At 70.4% G+C, this 15,171-nt stretch carries 12 protein-coding genes, 1 tRNA gene and 1 pseudogene; 11 read left to right on the top strand and 3 right to left on the bottom strand.

Translation table 11 applies throughout. The annotated features are described in order from the left end of the window. The first annotated feature begins 82 nt into the window (after nt 1–82). The 9 genes from DEJ34_RS10640 to DEJ34_RS10600 all read left to right on the top strand — a co-directional run bounded on the left by DEJ34_RS10640 (nt 83) and on the right by DEJ34_RS10600 (nt 10,460). Nucleotides 83–1,348, top strand: a complete 1,266-nt coding sequence (locus DEJ34_RS10640) for an aspartate kinase (RefSeq protein ID WP_110824600.1) — start codon at nt 83–85, stop codon at nt 1,346–1,348. 19 nt (nt 1,349–1,367) lie between these two features. Next, entirely contained in the window at nt 1,368–2,426 is a 1,059-nt protein-coding gene (locus DEJ34_RS10635; RefSeq protein WP_110900517.1) for an aspartate-semialdehyde dehydrogenase, read from the top strand. A gap of 203 nt (nt 2,427–2,629) precedes the next feature. Further along, nucleotides 2,630–4,063: a malate:quinone oxidoreductase gene (locus tag DEJ34_RS10630; RefSeq protein WP_284180727.1), complete on the top strand. Its 1,434-nt coding sequence runs from the start codon at nt 2,630–2,632 to the stop codon at nt 4,061–4,063. Nucleotides 4,064–4,109: 46 nt separating this feature from the next. Next, on the top strand, nt 4,110–5,351 hold the full coding sequence (locus DEJ34_RS10625; RefSeq protein WP_110911131.1) for an Rv2578c family radical SAM protein: 1,242 nt from the start codon (nt 4,110–4,112) through the stop codon (nt 5,349–5,351). 224 nt (nt 5,352–5,575) lie between these two features. Next, complete coding sequence (locus tag DEJ34_RS10620) at nt 5,576–6,817, top strand: sensor histidine kinase (protein ID WP_110911130.1); 1,242 nt, start codon at nt 5,576–5,578, stop codon at nt 6,815–6,817. Continuing rightward, a complete protein-coding gene (locus tag DEJ34_RS10615; RefSeq protein WP_110911129.1) occupies nt 6,814–7,980 on the top strand; it encodes a hypothetical protein in 1,167 nt (388 codons plus the stop codon). Before DEJ34_RS10620 ends, DEJ34_RS10615 begins: the two co-directional genes overlap by 4 nt. Beyond that, complete coding sequence (locus tag DEJ34_RS10610) at nt 7,967–8,668, top strand: DNA-binding response regulator (RefSeq protein WP_258365935.1); 702 nt, start codon at nt 7,967–7,969, stop codon at nt 8,666–8,668. Before DEJ34_RS10615 ends, DEJ34_RS10610 begins: the two co-directional genes overlap by 14 nt. Then, nucleotides 8,668–9,303 carry a thymidine kinase gene (locus DEJ34_RS10605; RefSeq protein ID WP_110824594.1) on the top strand — a complete coding sequence of 212 codons (636 nt, stop codon included), beginning with the start codon at nt 8,668–8,670 and terminating at the stop codon, nt 9,301–9,303. The genes DEJ34_RS10610 and DEJ34_RS10605 overlap by 1 nt, the downstream gene beginning before the upstream one ends. A 116-nt stretch (nt 9,304–9,419) precedes the next feature. After that, nucleotides 9,420–10,460 carry an LLM class flavin-dependent oxidoreductase gene (locus DEJ34_RS10600; protein ID WP_110911136.1) on the top strand — a complete coding sequence of 347 codons (1,041 nt, stop codon included), beginning with the start codon at nt 9,420–9,422 and terminating at the stop codon, nt 10,458–10,460. A 232-nt stretch (nt 10,461–10,692) separates the two neighbouring features. Here DEJ34_RS10600 and DEJ34_RS10595 read toward each other — a convergent pair. The 3 genes from DEJ34_RS10595 to DEJ34_RS10585 all read right to left on the bottom strand — a co-directional run bounded on the left by DEJ34_RS10595 (nt 10,693) and on the right by DEJ34_RS10585 (nt 14,462). Next, nucleotides 10,693–10,766 (bottom strand) — tRNA-Pro (locus DEJ34_RS10595). 109 nt (nt 10,767–10,875) lie between these two features. Continuing rightward, nucleotides 10,876–11,829, bottom strand: coding sequence for a metallophosphoesterase (locus DEJ34_RS10590; RefSeq protein WP_110900522.1), 954 nt, complete (start codon nt 11,827–11,829; stop codon nt 10,876–10,878). After that, a complete protein-coding gene (locus DEJ34_RS10585) occupies nt 11,826–14,462 on the bottom strand; it encodes a transglycosylase domain-containing protein (protein ID WP_110911128.1) in 2,637 nt (878 codons plus the stop codon). Before DEJ34_RS10585 ends, DEJ34_RS10590 begins: the two co-directional genes overlap by 4 nt. 50 nt (nt 14,463–14,512) lie before the next feature. Between DEJ34_RS10585 and sp36 the strand changes: the two are divergent. Both sp36 and DEJ34_RS10575 read left to right on the top strand, forming a co-directional pair. Continuing rightward, nucleotides 14,513–14,656 (top strand): annotated as a pseudogene (sp36, locus tag DEJ34_RS10580) (Sp36 family protein); the annotation flags it as partial. 11 nt (nt 14,657–14,667) lie between these two features. Next, nucleotides 14,668–15,129 (top strand): RidA family protein, encoded by a 462-nt coding sequence (locus DEJ34_RS10575; protein WP_110911127.1) that lies wholly within the window; start codon nt 14,668–14,670, stop codon nt 15,127–15,129. The last annotated feature ends 42 nt before the right edge of the window (nt 15,130–15,171 follow it).

Raw genomic sequence — 15,171 nt, 5'->3', positions numbered from 1 at the left:
CCGACGCAACATCCGAGGAACACCGGCTACGATCGTCGAGCCGCGTGACGTCGCGGTGAACCGTCCCCAGGAGTGCGTGCCCGTGGCCTTGATCGTGCAGAAGTTCGGTGGTTCGTCCGTCGCGGATGCCGAGAGCATCAAGCGCGTCGCGAAGCGCATCGTCGAGACGAAGAAGGCCGGCAACGACGTCGTCGTGGCGGTGTCCGCGATGGGGGACACCACCGACGAACTCGTCGACCTGGCACACGAGGTCACCCCGATCCCGGCCGGGCGGGAACTCGACATGCTCCTGACCGCGGGCGAGCGCATCTCGATGGCGCTCCTCGCGATGGCGATCAAGAGCCTCGGCGTCGAGGCCTCGTCGTACACGGGCAGCCAGGCGGGCATGCTCACCGACGCGCAGCACGGCAAGGCCCGCATCGTGGACGTCACCCCGAAGCGGGTGCGTGAGGCGCTCGACGCCGGCCACGTCGCGATCGTCGCGGGCTTCCAGGGCTTCAACCGGACCACCGGTGAGATCACGACGCTCGGACGCGGGGGGTCGGACACGACCGCCGTGGCCCTCGCGGCCGCGCTCGACGCCGACGTCTGCGAGATCTACACCGACGTCGACGGCATCTTCACCGCCGACCCGCGGATCGTCCCGAAGGCCCGGAAGATCGACCGCGTCACGACCGAGGAGATGCTCGAGCTCGCGGCGTCCGGCGCGAAGGTCCTCTACATCCGCGCCGTCGAGTACGCCCGACGGCACGGCGTCACCCTGCACGTCCGTTCCTCGTTCAGCAACGTCGAGGGCACCATCGTCTACAACCCTGCCGAGGGGGAAACCGTGGAAGAACCGATCATCACCGGCATCGCCGGAGACCTCTCCGAGGGCAAGATCACCGTCGTCGGCGTGCCCGACCAGCCCGGGAAGGCGGCTGAGATCTTCACGATCGTGGCGCGCGCCGGGGCGAACATCGACATGATCGTGCAGAACGTGTCGGCGGCCTCGACGGGGCGGACCGACATCTCCTTCACGCTGCCGAAGGACCAGGGCCAGAGCGTCCTCACCGCGCTCGAGGTGTCGAAGTCCGACATCGGGTACGAGGGCATCCAGTACGACGACCAGATCGGCAAGCTCGCACTGGTCGGTGCCGGCATGCGGACCAATGCGGGTGTCTCGGCGCAGCTCTTCCGGGCCCTGCACGACGCGTCCATCAACATCGAGATGATCTCGACCTCCGAGATCCGCATCTCGGTCGTCACCCGTGCCGACACCCTCAACGAGGCGATGCGCGTCGTGCACGAGGCGTTCGGGCTGGACGCCGACAACGAGGCCGTCGTCTACGCCGGCACCGGCCGCTGAACCGAGCAGGAGCACGACCATGACCGACACCCAGCTCACCGTCGCCGTCGTCGGCGCCACCGGACAGGTCGGCGCCGTGATGCGTCGGCTGCTCGAGGAGCGCGACTTCCCGGCCACCACGGTCCGGTTCTTCGCCAGCGCCCGTTCGGCCGGCACGACGCTGCGCTTCCGTGGCGAAGAGATCGTCGTCGAGGACTCCGAGACGGCCGACCCGTCCGGCATCGACATCGCCCTGTTCTCCGCGGGTGCGACCGCGTCGCGCTCCCTCGCGCCGCGCTTCGCCGCCACCGGCGCCCTGGTCATCGACAACTCCAGCGCGTGGCGGATGGACCCGCAGGTCCCGCTCGTGGTCAGCGAGGTGAACCCGGAGGCGATCGACGACGCCGAGAAGGGCATCATCGCCAACCCGAACTGCACGACGATGGCGATCATGCCGGTCCTCAAGGTGCTCGACACCGAGGCCGGCCTCCGTCGCCTCGTCGCCACGACGTACCAGGCCGTGTCCGGCAGCGGCCTGGCCGGGGTCGAGGAACTGCTCGGCCAGGCCCGCGCGGCGCTCGAGCAGGACACCGCGGCGCTGACTCACGACGGGTCCGCCGTCACCTTCCCGGAACCGGCGAAGTACGTCCGGCCGATCGCCTTCGACGTGGTCCCGCTCGCGGGCAGCATCGTCGAGGACGGCGAGGGTGAGACCGACGAGGAGAAGAAGCTCCGCAACGAGAGCCGGAAGATCCTCGGCCTGCCGGACCTGCTGGTCGCCGGCACCTGCGTCCGTGTTCCCGTCTTCACCGGCCACTCGATCTCGGTGAACGCCGAGTTCGACCGTCCGCTGTCGCCGGAGCGCGCGACCGAGGTGCTCGCCGCCGCCCCCGGCGTCGAGCTCTCCGACGTCCCGACGCCGCTGCAGGCGGCCGGGCAGGACCCGTCCTTCGTCGGACGCATCCGTGCCGACCAGTCCGCGCCCGAGGGACGCGGCCTGGCGCTCTTCGTCAGCAACGACAACCTCCGGAAGGGCGCCGCGCTCAACGCGGTCCAGATCGCCGAGACGGTGGTCGCCAAGCGGACGGTCACCGTCTGACCCGACGGCCGCACGACGGACGGGAGGCGGGCCCCGCCGGCCGGTACCGGCGCGACGCGCCAGCGGCGCGACGGCCGTGCCTGGAGGGACGGTGCCGGCTGGTACCGCGCCTCCCGTCGTCGGACAGGCAGCGGCGGTAGGCTCGACGGGTGGCAGTGAAGCAGGTGGACCCCATCGATGTCGTCCTCGTCGGCGGAGGGATCATGAGCGCCACGCTCGCCGCGATCATCCACCGGCTCGAGCCGGACTGGACGATCCGCGTGTACGAGCGGCTGGGCAGTGCGGCGCAGGAGTCCTCCAACCCGTGGAACAACGCCGGGACGGGCCACTCGGCGCTGTGCGAGCTCAACTACACGCCCGAGCTCCCCGACGGCCGCGTGGACATCGCCAAGGCCGTGACGGTCAACGAGCAGTTCCAGGTGTCCCGGCAGTTCTGGTCGCACCTGGTCGAGGACGGGACGTTGCCCGACCCGACGAGCTTCATCAACCCGACGCCGCACATCTCGTTCGTGTGGGGCGCGGACAACGTCGCGTACATGCGCGCGCGCTACGACGCCATGAAGGACCACCCGCTCTTCGCCGGGCTCGAGTACAGCGAGGACGCCGAGCAGATCCGGAAGTGGGCACCGGCCCTCATCCCGGGGCGCAAGAAGGACCAGCCGATCGCGGCGACGTACTCGGCGGCGGGCTCCGACGTCGACTTCGGGTCCCTCACCCGGCAGCTCTTCGACCAGCTCGAGATCGACGGCCTGCAGTTCGAACCGTCGCACCGCGTGACGAAGATCGCCCGCTCGAAGGTCTCCGACGGCTGGGTGCTCGACGTCCGCAACGAGGTCGGTCGCTCGAAGCAGCGCATCGCGGCGAAGTTCGTGTTCGTCGGTGCCGGCGGCGGGGCGCTGCAGCTGCTGCAGAAGTCCGGCATCCCGGAGATCCGCGGCTACGGCGGCTTCCCGGTGTCCGGCGAGTTCCTGCGCACCGACGACCCGGAGGTGGTGCAGAAGCACGCGGCGAAGGTCTACGGCAAGGCGAGCGTGGGGGCTCCGCCGATGTCGGTGCCGCACCTGGACACCCGCATCGTCGACGGGCAGGCGTCGCTCATGTTCGGACCGTACGCGGGGTTCAGCCCGAAGTTCCTCAAGCAGGGGTCGGTGCTCGACCTGTTCACGTCGATCCGCCCGCACAACCTCCGTCCGATGCTCGCGGTCGCGTTCTCGAACTTCGACCTGGTGAAGTACCTGGTCGGGCAGCTCCTGGCCTCGAAGCGCACGAAGTTCGACGCGCTCCGCGAGTTCATGCCGAGCGCACGGCCGGAGCACTGGCACCGCATCACCGCGGGGCAGCGGGTGCAGGTCATCAAGCCGGACCCCGAGAAGGGCGGTGTCCTGCAGTTCGGCACGCAGGTCATCACGTCCGGGGACGGGTCGATCGCCGGCCTGCTCGGTGCCTCCCCGGGAGCGTCCACCGCGGTCCCGATCATGCTCGGGCTGCTGCAGCGGTGCTTCCCGGACCGGTGGGACGGCTGGCAGGCGTCGGTGCGCGAGATGGTGCCGACGTACGGTCAGGACCTCGGCGACGACGCGGCCCTGGCGAGCGCCACGTTGGACCGTACGGCGGCGGTGCTGGGCCTGCACCGCTGACATCCCCCTCCTTGCGCCTCGTTCGAACGTGTGTTCGAATGGGAGCATGCGTTGGGACGGGCAGGCGATCACGGCCGAGCGGAGCGACATGCTCCCCGGACTCGAGTTGAACAGCGGGTTCGTCCGGAGCGTGACGACCCCCGAGTTCGTCGGGGTGACCTTCCACGAGGTCCTGGCGAAGTCCGCGCTGAACAAGGTCGGGGGAGCGGACGGCGGCACGTGGGGGTGGACGATCAACCCCTACCGCGGCTGCAGTCATGCCTGCGTGTACTGCTTCGCCCGTCCGACCCACACCTACCTGGAGTTCGACGGCGGGGCGGACTTCGACCAGCAGATCGTCGTGAAGACGAACGTCGCCGACGTGCTCACCCGGGAACTCGCGAAGCCGAGCTGGGACCGGCACCCGGTCGCCCTCGGCACGAACACCGACCCGTACCAGCGCGCAGAGGGACGGTACCGGCTCATGCCGGGGATCATCCGCGCCCTGGCCGACTCCGGCACGCCCTTCAGCATCCTCACCAAGGGCAGTCTGCTCCGACGGGACATCCCGCTCCTGGTCGAGGCCGCGAAGTCCGTCCCGGTCGACATCGCGATGTCCATCGCGGTGTACGACGACGACCTGCAGCAGTCCGTCGAGCCCGGCACCCCGACGACCTCTGCACGCCTGGCCACGGTGCGGGCGGTCCGCGACGCCGGGCTCGACTGCTCGGTGTTCCTCATGCCGGTCCTGCCGTACATCACGGACACGCGGGCGCATCTGCAGCACGCGGTCGGGCGCGCGGCTGCCTCCGGCGCGACGAGCCTGATGTACTCCGCGCTGCACCTCAAGCCCGGGATCAAGCCGTGGTGGTACGAGTGGCTGGGCCGGACGCACCCCGACCTCGTGGGGCGCTACCGGGCCATGTACCTCGACAACACGTACGCGCCGAAGGACTACCGGCGCTGGCTGGCCGAGCGGGTCCGGCCGATCCTGCACGAGCACGGCCTGTCCCTGGGAAAGGTCGACCCGGCGACCGGATCGATGGGGTTCTCGGACGACGCCGTGCCCCGGACGTCGGACCAGTCGCCGCTCAAGCGCGCGGACCCCGGGTACGCCCACCGCGCCGAGTACCGGCCGTCGAACGGGCTCGGCCCGGGCACCGGGGCCCCCGGTGTGGCCGCTTCTGCCCCGGCCTCGGCGGAGGCGGGTCGGCCGACGGGCCCGACCCGGCTGACGGAGGCGACCCGTCCGACGGGTGCGGTCCGCGAGACGGGTGCGGTCCGCACGGCGGAACCGCGTCTCTTCTGATCGTCGATCCCGCTTCCGGGGGACAGTGGCCCGTCGGTGGTCGCCGTTACCATGGACGAGTCCGCCGCCTGGCGATCTGATCGGGGTACACACCAGCACCCATCGTGGTTGGATCGAAGACGGCGCCCCCGCCGCTGACGGACCACCCCACGGTCTGACGCGGCGGTGAGCACTCGGAGTCCGAGTGCTCCGTGACCCCTCGACCGCACGGAAGGACAGCCCCGGTGCTCGGCATCCCCACGCATCTCGCCCCACGGGTGAACGCGTGGTCGACCGTGCGCGCCTTCCACGCAGCCGCGATCGGGTCCCTCGTCGCCGCTGCGCTCCTGCTGCTGCTCTACCGCGTCGACGCTCCGACGGACCACGTCCTCGGCGCGGTGCTCGCCGTGGTCCCCATGCTCGTGATGATCGGTGTCCACGTCCACGTCGGCACCTGGCGGTCGGCGGCTGCGTTCCTCGTCGTCGGGGGGATCTGCGCGTACTGGTTCGCGACCGTCGTGCAACGCGAACTCGCCGGGGTCCCGTGGGTGACCTCGTACCTGCTCTCCCTGGTCGTCGTGCCGCTCGTGCTCATCGGCGGCACCGGCAGCGGGACGCTCCGCGTGGTGCTCTGGTCGGTGTCCGGCTTCGTCGTGGGCCGGGTCGTGACGTCGGTCGTCGCCGCACAGGCCGGCGGCCCCGACCACCCGCTCGTGCTCGCGTGGGTGACGCTCGGGTTCGTCATCGGTCTCGTGGTGGCGGTGAACCGGTCGACCACGCGGTCCGAGCGCATCCAACCCGAGCTGCTGCGGTCGGCCCGCGAAGAGCACGTGACGGCGTACCGGGCGGGGATCGAGGCCGAAGCCGCGGCCATCCTGCACGACACCGTCCTGAACCACCTCAACGCGATCGCGTTGGCGCCGGCCGGTCCGATGAACGAGCACCTCGTGCAGACGATGGAGGCGGACGTCGCGATGCTCACCGGGCGTGCCTGGCTCGCGGCGGACGGTCCGGCGGCGGACGACGGCGCCGACGACACGACCACGGTCGCGGTCGCGGCCTTCGACCGCATGCTCGACGAGCAACGATCCACGGGGTTGCAGATCACCGTGACCGGTGACCCGGTGTCGGTCGCCCGGCTCGACCCACAGGCGATGACCGCGGTGCTCCGTGCGGTCGCCCAGTGCCTGACGAACGTCCGCAAGCACGCCGGCACCGACGCGGCCGAGGTCAGTGTCTTCGACGACGGCCTGGCGTGCACCGTGATGGTCGTGGACGACGGGCGCGGGTTCGACGAACAGGCCACCGGAGCCGACCGTATGGGGCTCCGCAACTCGGTCCGCGAGCGCATCGGCCGGGTCGGCGGGGACGTGCAGGTGTGGTCCTCGCCCGGGTCCGGGACGAGCGTCATGATGAGCGTGCCGTACGCGTCGGCGAACGCCCCCGTGCCCCTCCGACCGCACGACGACGTGGAGCGGGCCTCGTGAGCCGCACCACGCGCCGCGGTCCGGGACGACGGACCGCGCAGCAGTACGACCCGCTCGGCGCGATGGGGTCCCGACCGCTCGCGGTCGTCCTCGGTGCCGGCGGCGTGCTCTGGGCCTCCCTGGTGTCGATCCTCGACCGTGACGTGGTCGGCGCGCCGACGTTGAGCGCCCTGACCGTCCTGTTGCTCGCCGCCTCCGCGGTCGTCGTGTTCACCGCCTCCAGTCCGTTCCGGGCGCCCTTCACCCGGTGGGCGTTCGTCGCCCACGTCGCACTGCTCGCGCTCGCGACCGTGACCGCGGCGGCCGCGCAGTGGGGTCCCGACCGGTCGCTCGTGAACGACTTCATGGTGCTGCTCGGTGCGATCGGCATCGTGGTCGTCGCTCCGTACCGTCCGTGGACGGACCTCGTCGCGGGCGGTCTCGCCCTCGCCGTCGTGGGGGCCGCCACCGGTGGGGCGGTCGCGTTCGTGCACCCCGCGGGCGTCCCGGTGCCGGTCGCCGCGTTCCTGGCCGCCGCTCCGACCCTCGTCCTCACCGCCGCGTCGGCCGTGTTCGCCCACACCTTCGCCGGTCTGGCGGAGCGCGTGCAGATCCGTGCGGGGTCGTACTCGGTGGAACGTGCCGAACGCGACGGCATCACGTCGAGCGTGCAGCAGGACCGGTCGACGATCCTCGCGCGGGACGTGGCCCCCTTCTTCGCCGAGCTCCGCACGCGGACGACGCTGACGGACGCGGACCGGGCGCGGGCACGGGCCATCGCCGACGGCATCCGGCAGGTCATGGTCGCCGAGGCGGACCGCACGTGGTTGGAGTACGCCGTGCGCATCGCGGGGGACCCCGCCGCCACCGTCGTCGACCCGCTCGGCCTCGCTGCGGCGATGGACGCCGACCAGCGGACCGTCGTCCGGACCTTCGTGCGCGTGGTGCTCGCGGCCGACACCGTCGACCCGGCCGGCGTCCGGGTGACGGTCGCGCCTCCCGACCCGTCGGCTGCGGGCAGCGCGGTCACGATGACCTTCGACGTCGCCGTGGCCGACTCCGACGTCGGCATCCACCGGGCGTTCGATCCGTACGTCGCCGTGCTCCGCGTGACGTTCCCGGACCTCGACGTCGCCGTCCGACCATCGTCCCTGACATTAAGGTTCTCGTATGACCAGCACTGACCCGACCCGGTTCCCGGAGGGCGGTCCCGCCATGCCGGCCCCGGGTTCCCGCCGGGTGCGTTTGGCCATCCTCGACGACCACGAGGTCCTGCTCGACAGCCTGTCGAGCTGGATCGCGGTGAACGCCTTCGACTTCGACCTGGCCCTCACCGCACACACCTGGCTCGAGATGGTGCACAGCGACAGCTTCCCGACCGACCTGGTGTTCCTCGACTTCCAGCTCAAGGAGCCGGTGTCGATCGAGGCCCGCGTCCGCACGTGCCGAGCAGCCGGGGCGAAGGTGATCGTCCTGTCGAGCGTCGACGCCCGCGAGTCCCGCGACCGCTCCCTCGCAGCCGGTGCAGCGGCGTTCCTCTCGAAGTCCCTGCCGATGCGCGAGGTGATGGACATCGCGCGTGAGGTGATGGGCGTCGCGCGTGAGACGCCGGCACAGCGCGAATGGCGTCCGCTGCCGACGGGGGCGAGCGCCCACCAGCGTCCGAAGCTCAGCCACGGCGAGGAGGAAGCGCTCCGCCTGTACGTGTCGGGCTACTCGACGAACGAGGTCGCGGCACAGATGAACGTGCAGTACGAGACCGCCAAGACGTACCTCCGCCGTGTCCGTGAGAAGTACGCGAAGGTCGGCCGTCCGGCGTCGAAGAAGTCCGACCTCATCCGTCGCGCGGCGGAGGACGGGTTCCTCGCGTAGTGGCCAAGCTCTACTTCCGCTTCGGCGCGATGAACAGCGGCAAGAGCACCGGGCTCCTGCAGGCTGCGTACAACTACGAGGAGCGCGGCCAGCGCGTCCTGCTCGCCAAGCCCAGCGTCGACACCAAGGGCGACCGCGAGATCGTCTCGCGGCTCGGCGTGACGCGGACCGTGGACGTCGTGCTCCCCGCCGAGGCGGACGTCCGTGCTGCGGTGGCCGAGGCGGGCGCGACCGATCCGGAGTCGGCAGCACTCGACGGCATGGTCCGGCCGGTCAGCTGTGTGCTCGTGGACGAGGCGCAGTTCCTCACGCCCCGGCAGGTCGACGACCTGCTCCGGATCGCCGTCCTCGACGAGATCCCCGTCCTCGCGTACGGCATCCGCACCGACTTCCGCACCGAGGCGTTCCCCGGCAGCCGTCGCCTCCTCGAGGTCGCGCACTCCCTCGAGGAGCTCAAGACCATCTGCCGCTGCGGGCGCAAGGCCGTGTTCAACGCCCGGAAGGTCGACGGCCGGTTCGTGTTCGACGGGTCACAGGTCGCGATCGACGGCGTCGACGTCGAGTACGAGTCGCTCTGCGCCAACTGCTACCTCACCGAGTCCGGCGGCCGGTTGGACGGCGAGACCGGACACTGAGCCCGGTCCGGACAGGAGAGCCGGTCCGGACAGGAGGCGCAGACCGGACCGATCCCGGGCCTCCCGTCCGACACGTGTCCCGGAATGAGCGCGCGGCGCGGCGCGTTGCTGTGGACATGAGTGACGCACCCCTGCACCTTTCCGTCCTCGACCTCGCGACGCGCGAGTACGGGCAGTCGAACACCGAGGCCCTGCAGGGCTCGATCGACATGGCCGTCCGGGCCGAACAGCTCGGCTACGAGCGCTTCTGGGTCGCGGAACACCACGGCATGCCGGGCATCACCTCGTCCGCGCCGGCGGTCCTGCTCAGCGCCGTCGGTGCCGCGACCTCCACCATCCGCATCGGTTCCGGTGGCGTCATGCTGCCGAACCACGCCCCGCTCGTCATCGCGGAGCAGTTCGGCACCCTCCGAGCGCTGTACGGCGACCGGGTCGACCTCGGCATCGGCCGCGCGCCCGGGACGGACGGCGCGACCGCGATGGCCCTCCGGCGGACGGACCGGCTCGACGTCGACGACTTCCCGCAGCAGCTGGCCGACCTGGTCGGCTTCTTCACCGGTATGGAGGAGTCGAACCCGCTCGCCCGCATCCGTGCCGTGCCCGGTTACGGCGACGTCCCGGAGTTCTGGCTGCTCGGCTCGTCGGGCTACAGCGCACAGGTCGCCGGGGCGCTGGGGATCCCGTTCGCCTTCGCGCACCACTTCGCGTCCGACAACACGGAGGCGGCGCTCGCGCTGTACCACCAGGCGTTCCGACCCTCGCGTTTCCGTTCCGAGCCGCTCGCGTTGATCGGCGTGCAGGTCGTCACCGACGAGGACCCGGCCGTCGTGGACGAGCAGAGCGCGCCCGGGATGATCTCGTTCATCCGGATGCGTCAGGGCGCGAAGCCCGAGCCGGTCTCGATGGAGGAGGCCCGCGCGTACGAGTTCTCCGACCTCGAGCGACGGTTCATCGCCGCCCGGACGGAACGTCAGGCGTACGGCTCCCGGGACCAGGTCGCGGCGAAGATCAACGAGTTGGTCGAGTCGACCGGCGCCGACGGGGTGATCGTCGCTCCCGGGGCCGCGCAGGCACGCTACCGGCACCAGGCGCTCGAGGTCGTGGCGGGGCTGCACGCCGAGGGGCGGCTCGTCCGGCCGGGCGTCGCCGTCGCCTGACGCCGCGCGGACCGGGTGCGCGCCGGCGAGCAGCTTGGACCGTCCGCACGACGCCGGCTTGCGCGACGCGGGCTTGCGTGGCGCGTTCTGGACGTGCACAACAGGAACCGGCCCGAACCACGGACTCCCGTGGTTCGGGCCGGTTCCTGTTGTGCCGACGAAGTCCGGCGGCGCCGGAGAACTCCGGGAACGGCGAAGGCCCCGGCTTCCTGAGAAGCCGGGGCCTTGTGTGTCGGGGTGACAGGATTTGAACCTGCGACCTCGTCGTCCCGAACGACGCGCGCTACCAAGCTGCGCCACACCCCGCGGTGTGATCACTCCGTTCCCGGAGCAACCCCAGAAGTCTATCCGATGATCGGGGGTGCTCACGACCACGCGGTGTCGGCCGGGCGCGTCGCGATCGACGGGGGAGCGGTCAGGTGCGGGCCGTCAGCGTGACGACGACCGCCTCCGGCCGGACGGCGAACCGCACGGGCGCGTAGATCGAGGTCCCGAGTCCGGCCGACACGTTCAACCAGGACCAGTGCGTGCGGTTCTGCCACTGGTGCAAGCCGCTCGCGTACCGGCGCGGCAGGTCCGAGTTCGTCACGAGCGCGCCGACGCCCGGGACCGCCACCTGGCCGCCGTGCGTGTGCCCGGCGAAGACGATGTCCGCGCCCTGTGTCACGAAGGCGTCCAGGACGCGACGGTAGGGCGCGTGCGTGACGCCGATGGAGACGGGGGAGGGGCCGCTCTCGTCCTCCGACCACGGCACCTCGGAGCGCATCTCGTCGACGTTCGCCGGCAGGAGGTCGAGCCGGTCCCAGTCGCGGTGTGCGTCCGACGTGCCGAAGAGCTCGAAGCGCGACCCGCGGATCTCGACGGCACGGGCGTGGTCGTTGAGGTCCAGCCACCCGAGGGACTCGAAGAAGGCCGTCTGACGGTCCACGTCGAGCTTCGCCGGCTCGGCATGGGCCCGCATGGTGCTCGGCCCGGCGAGGTACTGCGCGGGGTTGCGGGGTGACGGTGCGAAGAAGTCGTTCGACCCGTAGACGAAGGCGCCCGGGATCCCGCGGAACGGCTCGAGGGCGTACTCGACGGCGGCGTTCGCGGTCGCGTGGCCGAGGTTGTCGCCGGTGTTCACGATGAAGTCCGGCTCGACCAGGCTGAGGTCGCGGATCCACTGCTGCTTGTCCGACTGCCACGGGGCCATGTGGATGTCGGACAGGTGCAGGACGGTGACGTCCCGGGAGCCGACCGGCAGCACCGGGACGGTCTCCCAGCGGATGGTGTACGCGCGGCGCTCCACGAGGGAGCCCCAGGCGGCGGAGGCGACTCCGAGCGCGGCGCCCGCGGCGAGGACGCCGAGGGCACCACGCGCTCGGGTCACCGGCAGCCCTTCGGCGACTTGCCGTTCTTGTTGCCGTACACGGACAGGGTGATCCCGGTGTCCTTCGACACCGCCGTGCCCTGGCCGGGGTCGACCGCGGCCACGAGGCACTCGTTGTCGCCGTTCCCCTCGGGGTAGTCCTTCGACACGGAGACGTTCGTGAACCCGGCGTCGGCGAGGGCGTCCTGCGCGTCGCCGATCTGCTTGCCGGTCACCTCGGGGATGGCGGCCTGTGAGCCGTCGGTCGTGTACACGGTCACGCTCGACCCCTTGGAGAGCTGCAGCCCGGCTGCCGGGTTGGTCGAGAGGACCGTGCCCGGCGTACCGCCGCCGGCCTGGACGCCGCCGTCCACGTAGGTCAGGCCGGCCGCTGCGATCGCTGCCCGAGCCGCTTCCGGGGTCTGACCCTGGACGTTCGGCACGGCGACGCTGTTGCCGCGGATCGACGCGGGCGACGGGTCGGCGAACTGACCACCCGGGTACTGGGTGTTCACGATCGTCTGCGCCTGGCGCCACAGTGCCGTGCGGGAGCCGGCGTAGGAACCGTTCGGACCGTAGACGAAGCGGAGGTTCTGCTTGCCCTGGATGTTGCCCATCCAGGTCGCTGTCGCCACCTTGGTCGTCGCACCGATCAGCCAGATCTGGTCGGCGTCGTTCGTGGTACCGGTCTTGGCGAACTCGTCGAAGCCCTCCGGCGTACGTCCGCCGCCGGCGGTTCCGATGGTCAGCACCTTCTTCAGGGCGTAGATCGCCGTCGCGGCGACCTGCGGGTCGATGGCCTGCGTGCAGTCCTTCGCCTGGCCGCCGAGGGACTTGCCGTCCGCGTTCGTGACGTTGTCGATCGCGATCGGGCGGCAGAACGTGCCGTTGTTGGCGATGCCGGCGTAGGCCGCGGCCATCGTGAGCGGGGCGATGTAGTTGTCACCGAGGACGGAACCGGCGTAGAGCTCGAGGTTCCTCGTGGTCTTCTTCGACATGTCGTCGCCGAATGCGGCGACGGGTTCCCGCGGCGCCGCACGATGGACACCGAGGGAGTATGCCGTCTTGGCGATGTCGCAGTAATCGAGCTTCTGCGCCATGTTGATGTAGGACACGTTGACCGATCGGTACGTCGCGTTCTCCACCGTCATGTTGCCGCCCTCGCCGGCCGAGTCGTTCTTCGGCGTGTAGTTCGTCGGTGACTGCGAACCGCACAGCGGGTACGACGTGAACGTCCGTGGTGTCCCGTTGACGATCTCGCCGAGGCCGTGGCCGTTCTGCAGCCAGTTGAGCAGCGTGAACGGCTTGAACGTCGAACCGGTCTGGAAGCCTTCACCGCCGCCGTACTCCTGGTCGACGCTGAGGTTCAGGCCGGAGTCCGTAGCGGGGGCGCAGGCGTTCGGGTCGGCGCCCTCGGTCCCGCAGCCCGCGAGCTGGTTGTAGTTCTTGTTCTGGACCATCGTGAGCACGCGGCCGGTGTCGGCTTCGACCGAGTTGATGACGCCGCCGAGGGCGAGCCGGGCCTCGGTGTTCGGCGCGTAGGCGTTGATCAGGTCCTTCTGCGCGTTGTTGAGGTCCAGGTTCAGCGTGGTCTGGATCGTGTAGCCGCCGTTGCGCCAGGCGGCGTCGCGCGCCTTCTGCGTCGAGCCGAGCTGGGACATCTCCTTGACGACCTGCACCGCGTAGTCGCAGAAGAACTGGGATCCGTTGCCGGCGGCGGCCTTGCAGCCCTGGGTCGGGTCGGTCAGGTGCACGTAGTCGGCGGGCTTGGAGGCGATGGCCTCCTTGAAGTCCTTGGTGTTGATGTGCTTCTGGGCGTACATCGACTTCAGGATCACGTCACGCCGGGCGACGTTCGCTTCGTAGTACTTCGGGTCGGACAGGTTGCGCGTGTTCGGCGACTGCACGATCGCCAGGATCGAGGCGGCCTCGGCGGCGGTGAGGTCGGTGGCGCTCTTGCCGAAGTAGTGCTGCGCCGCGGCCTGGACGCCGTACGTCTGGTCACCGAAGTAGGCGATGTTCAGGTAGCCGGTGAGGATGTCCTTCTTCGGGTACTTCTTCGCGAGCCCGATCGCGAGCTTCATCTCCTCGAGCTTGCGGGAGACGGAGACCTTGGTCGCCTCGTTGTAGGCCTTGACCCGCTGCTCCTGCGTGGGGAGCTCGAGTGCCTGCTGCATCTTGATGTTGCGGACGAGCTGCATGGTGAGCGTCGACCCACCGCCGGAGTCGCCGAGGCCACCCCCGGCGACGGTGCCGACACCGGCGCGGACGAGCGAGGTCATGTCGACGCCGCCGTGGTGCCAGAAGCGCTTGTCCTCACCGTCGATCGCGGCGTTCTTGAGGTTCTCGCTGATCTGGTCGTACTTCAGCTCCTGGCGGTTCTGGTCGTAGACCGTCGCTAGGTGGGTCGGCTTGCCGCCCGAGTACGCCAGCACCTCGTTGCGCTGGGGCAGGTCGCCGAGCTCGATGTACTCGGGCAGCGACTCGAAGACGCCGATCGTCGAGGTCGTCGTGACACCGGCGACCGCGATCGCCGGCGTGACACCGATGGTGACGAGCAGGCCGGCGAGTGCGCTGAAACCGACGAAACCGACGAAGGCGCCGACTGCGGAGACGGGCTTGGTCCGGCGGGCAGACGTCTTCTGGGCAGACATAGGATGCAGCCTAAACGACACCTCGGACTGGAAGGCTGGCAAGGAACCGCATGAGCCGCTGGGAATACCTCACGACCCCGTTGATCATCCACAACACCACCGCCATCCTCAACAACTTCGGTGAGCAGGGCTGGGAACTGGTCCAGGTCGTCACCGGCCCGGAGGGCGGGCTCGTCGCCTACCTGAAGCGTCCGAAGGCCGAGGCATGAGCGTCGCCGAGCGCCTGTCCGAGCTCGGCATCACGGTGCCGGAGGTCGCGGCTCCCGTCGCCGCGTACGTCCCCGCCGTCGTCTCCGGCGCACACGTCTTCACCGCTGGGCAGCTGCCGTTCATCGACGGCGCCCTGCCGGTGACGGGCAAGGTCGGGTCAGCGGTCGACGCCGAGACGGCGACGGCGCAGGCCCGGGTGGCGGCGCTCAACGCCCTCGCCGCGGTGCAGAGCGTCGCCGGGTCGCTCGACCGGGTCGCCCGGGTCGTCAAGGTGACGGTCTTCGTCGCCTCCGACCCCTCGTTCACCGGGCAGCCGGCGGTCGCGAACGGCGCGTCGCAGCTCGTCGGCGACGTGTTCGGCGAAGCGGGCGTCCACGCGCGCAGCGCGGTCGGCGTCGCGGTCCTGCCGCTGGACGCACCGGTCGAGGTCGAGCTGGTCGTCGAGCTGACGGCCTGACCACCTGCGGACGCGACGCGTCCGTGGGACGCAGAAGGGCCT

Origin of the sequence: Curtobacterium sp. MCPF17_050, from assembly GCF_003224435.2 — a bacterium.
Taxonomy (GTDB): Bacteria; Actinomycetota; Actinomycetes; order Actinomycetales; family Microbacteriaceae; genus Curtobacterium.
The sequence above is the reverse complement of the archived record's forward strand: the minus strand, read 5'-3'. Positions and strand labels throughout refer to the sequence as shown.

Bases quoted from the DNA above. Each gene is read 5' to 3' on its own strand.
- DEJ34_RS10585 (WP_110911128.1), bottom strand. From the start codon at position 14,462: ATGTCTGCCCAGAAGACGTCTGCCCGCCGGACCAAGCCCGTCTCCGCA.
- DEJ34_RS10625 (WP_110911131.1), top strand. From the start codon at position 4,110: ATGCGTTGGGACGGGCAGGCGATCACGGCCGAGCGGAGCGACATGCTC.
- DEJ34_RS10630 (WP_284180727.1), top strand. From the start codon at position 2,630: ATGAGCGCCACGCTCGCCGCGATCATCCACCGGCTCGAGCCGGACTGG.
- DEJ34_RS10600 (WP_110911136.1), top strand. From the start codon at position 9,420: ATGAGTGACGCACCCCTGCACCTTTCCGTCCTCGACCTCGCGACGCGC.
- DEJ34_RS10610 (WP_258365935.1), top strand. From the start codon at position 7,967: ATGACCAGCACTGACCCGACCCGGTTCCCGGAGGGCGGTCCCGCCATG.
- DEJ34_RS10575 (WP_110911127.1), top strand. From the start codon at position 14,668: ATGAGCGTCGCCGAGCGCCTGTCCGAGCTCGGCATCACGGTGCCGGAG.
- DEJ34_RS10635 (WP_110900517.1), top strand. From the start codon at position 1,368: ATGACCGACACCCAGCTCACCGTCGCCGTCGTCGGCGCCACCGGACAG.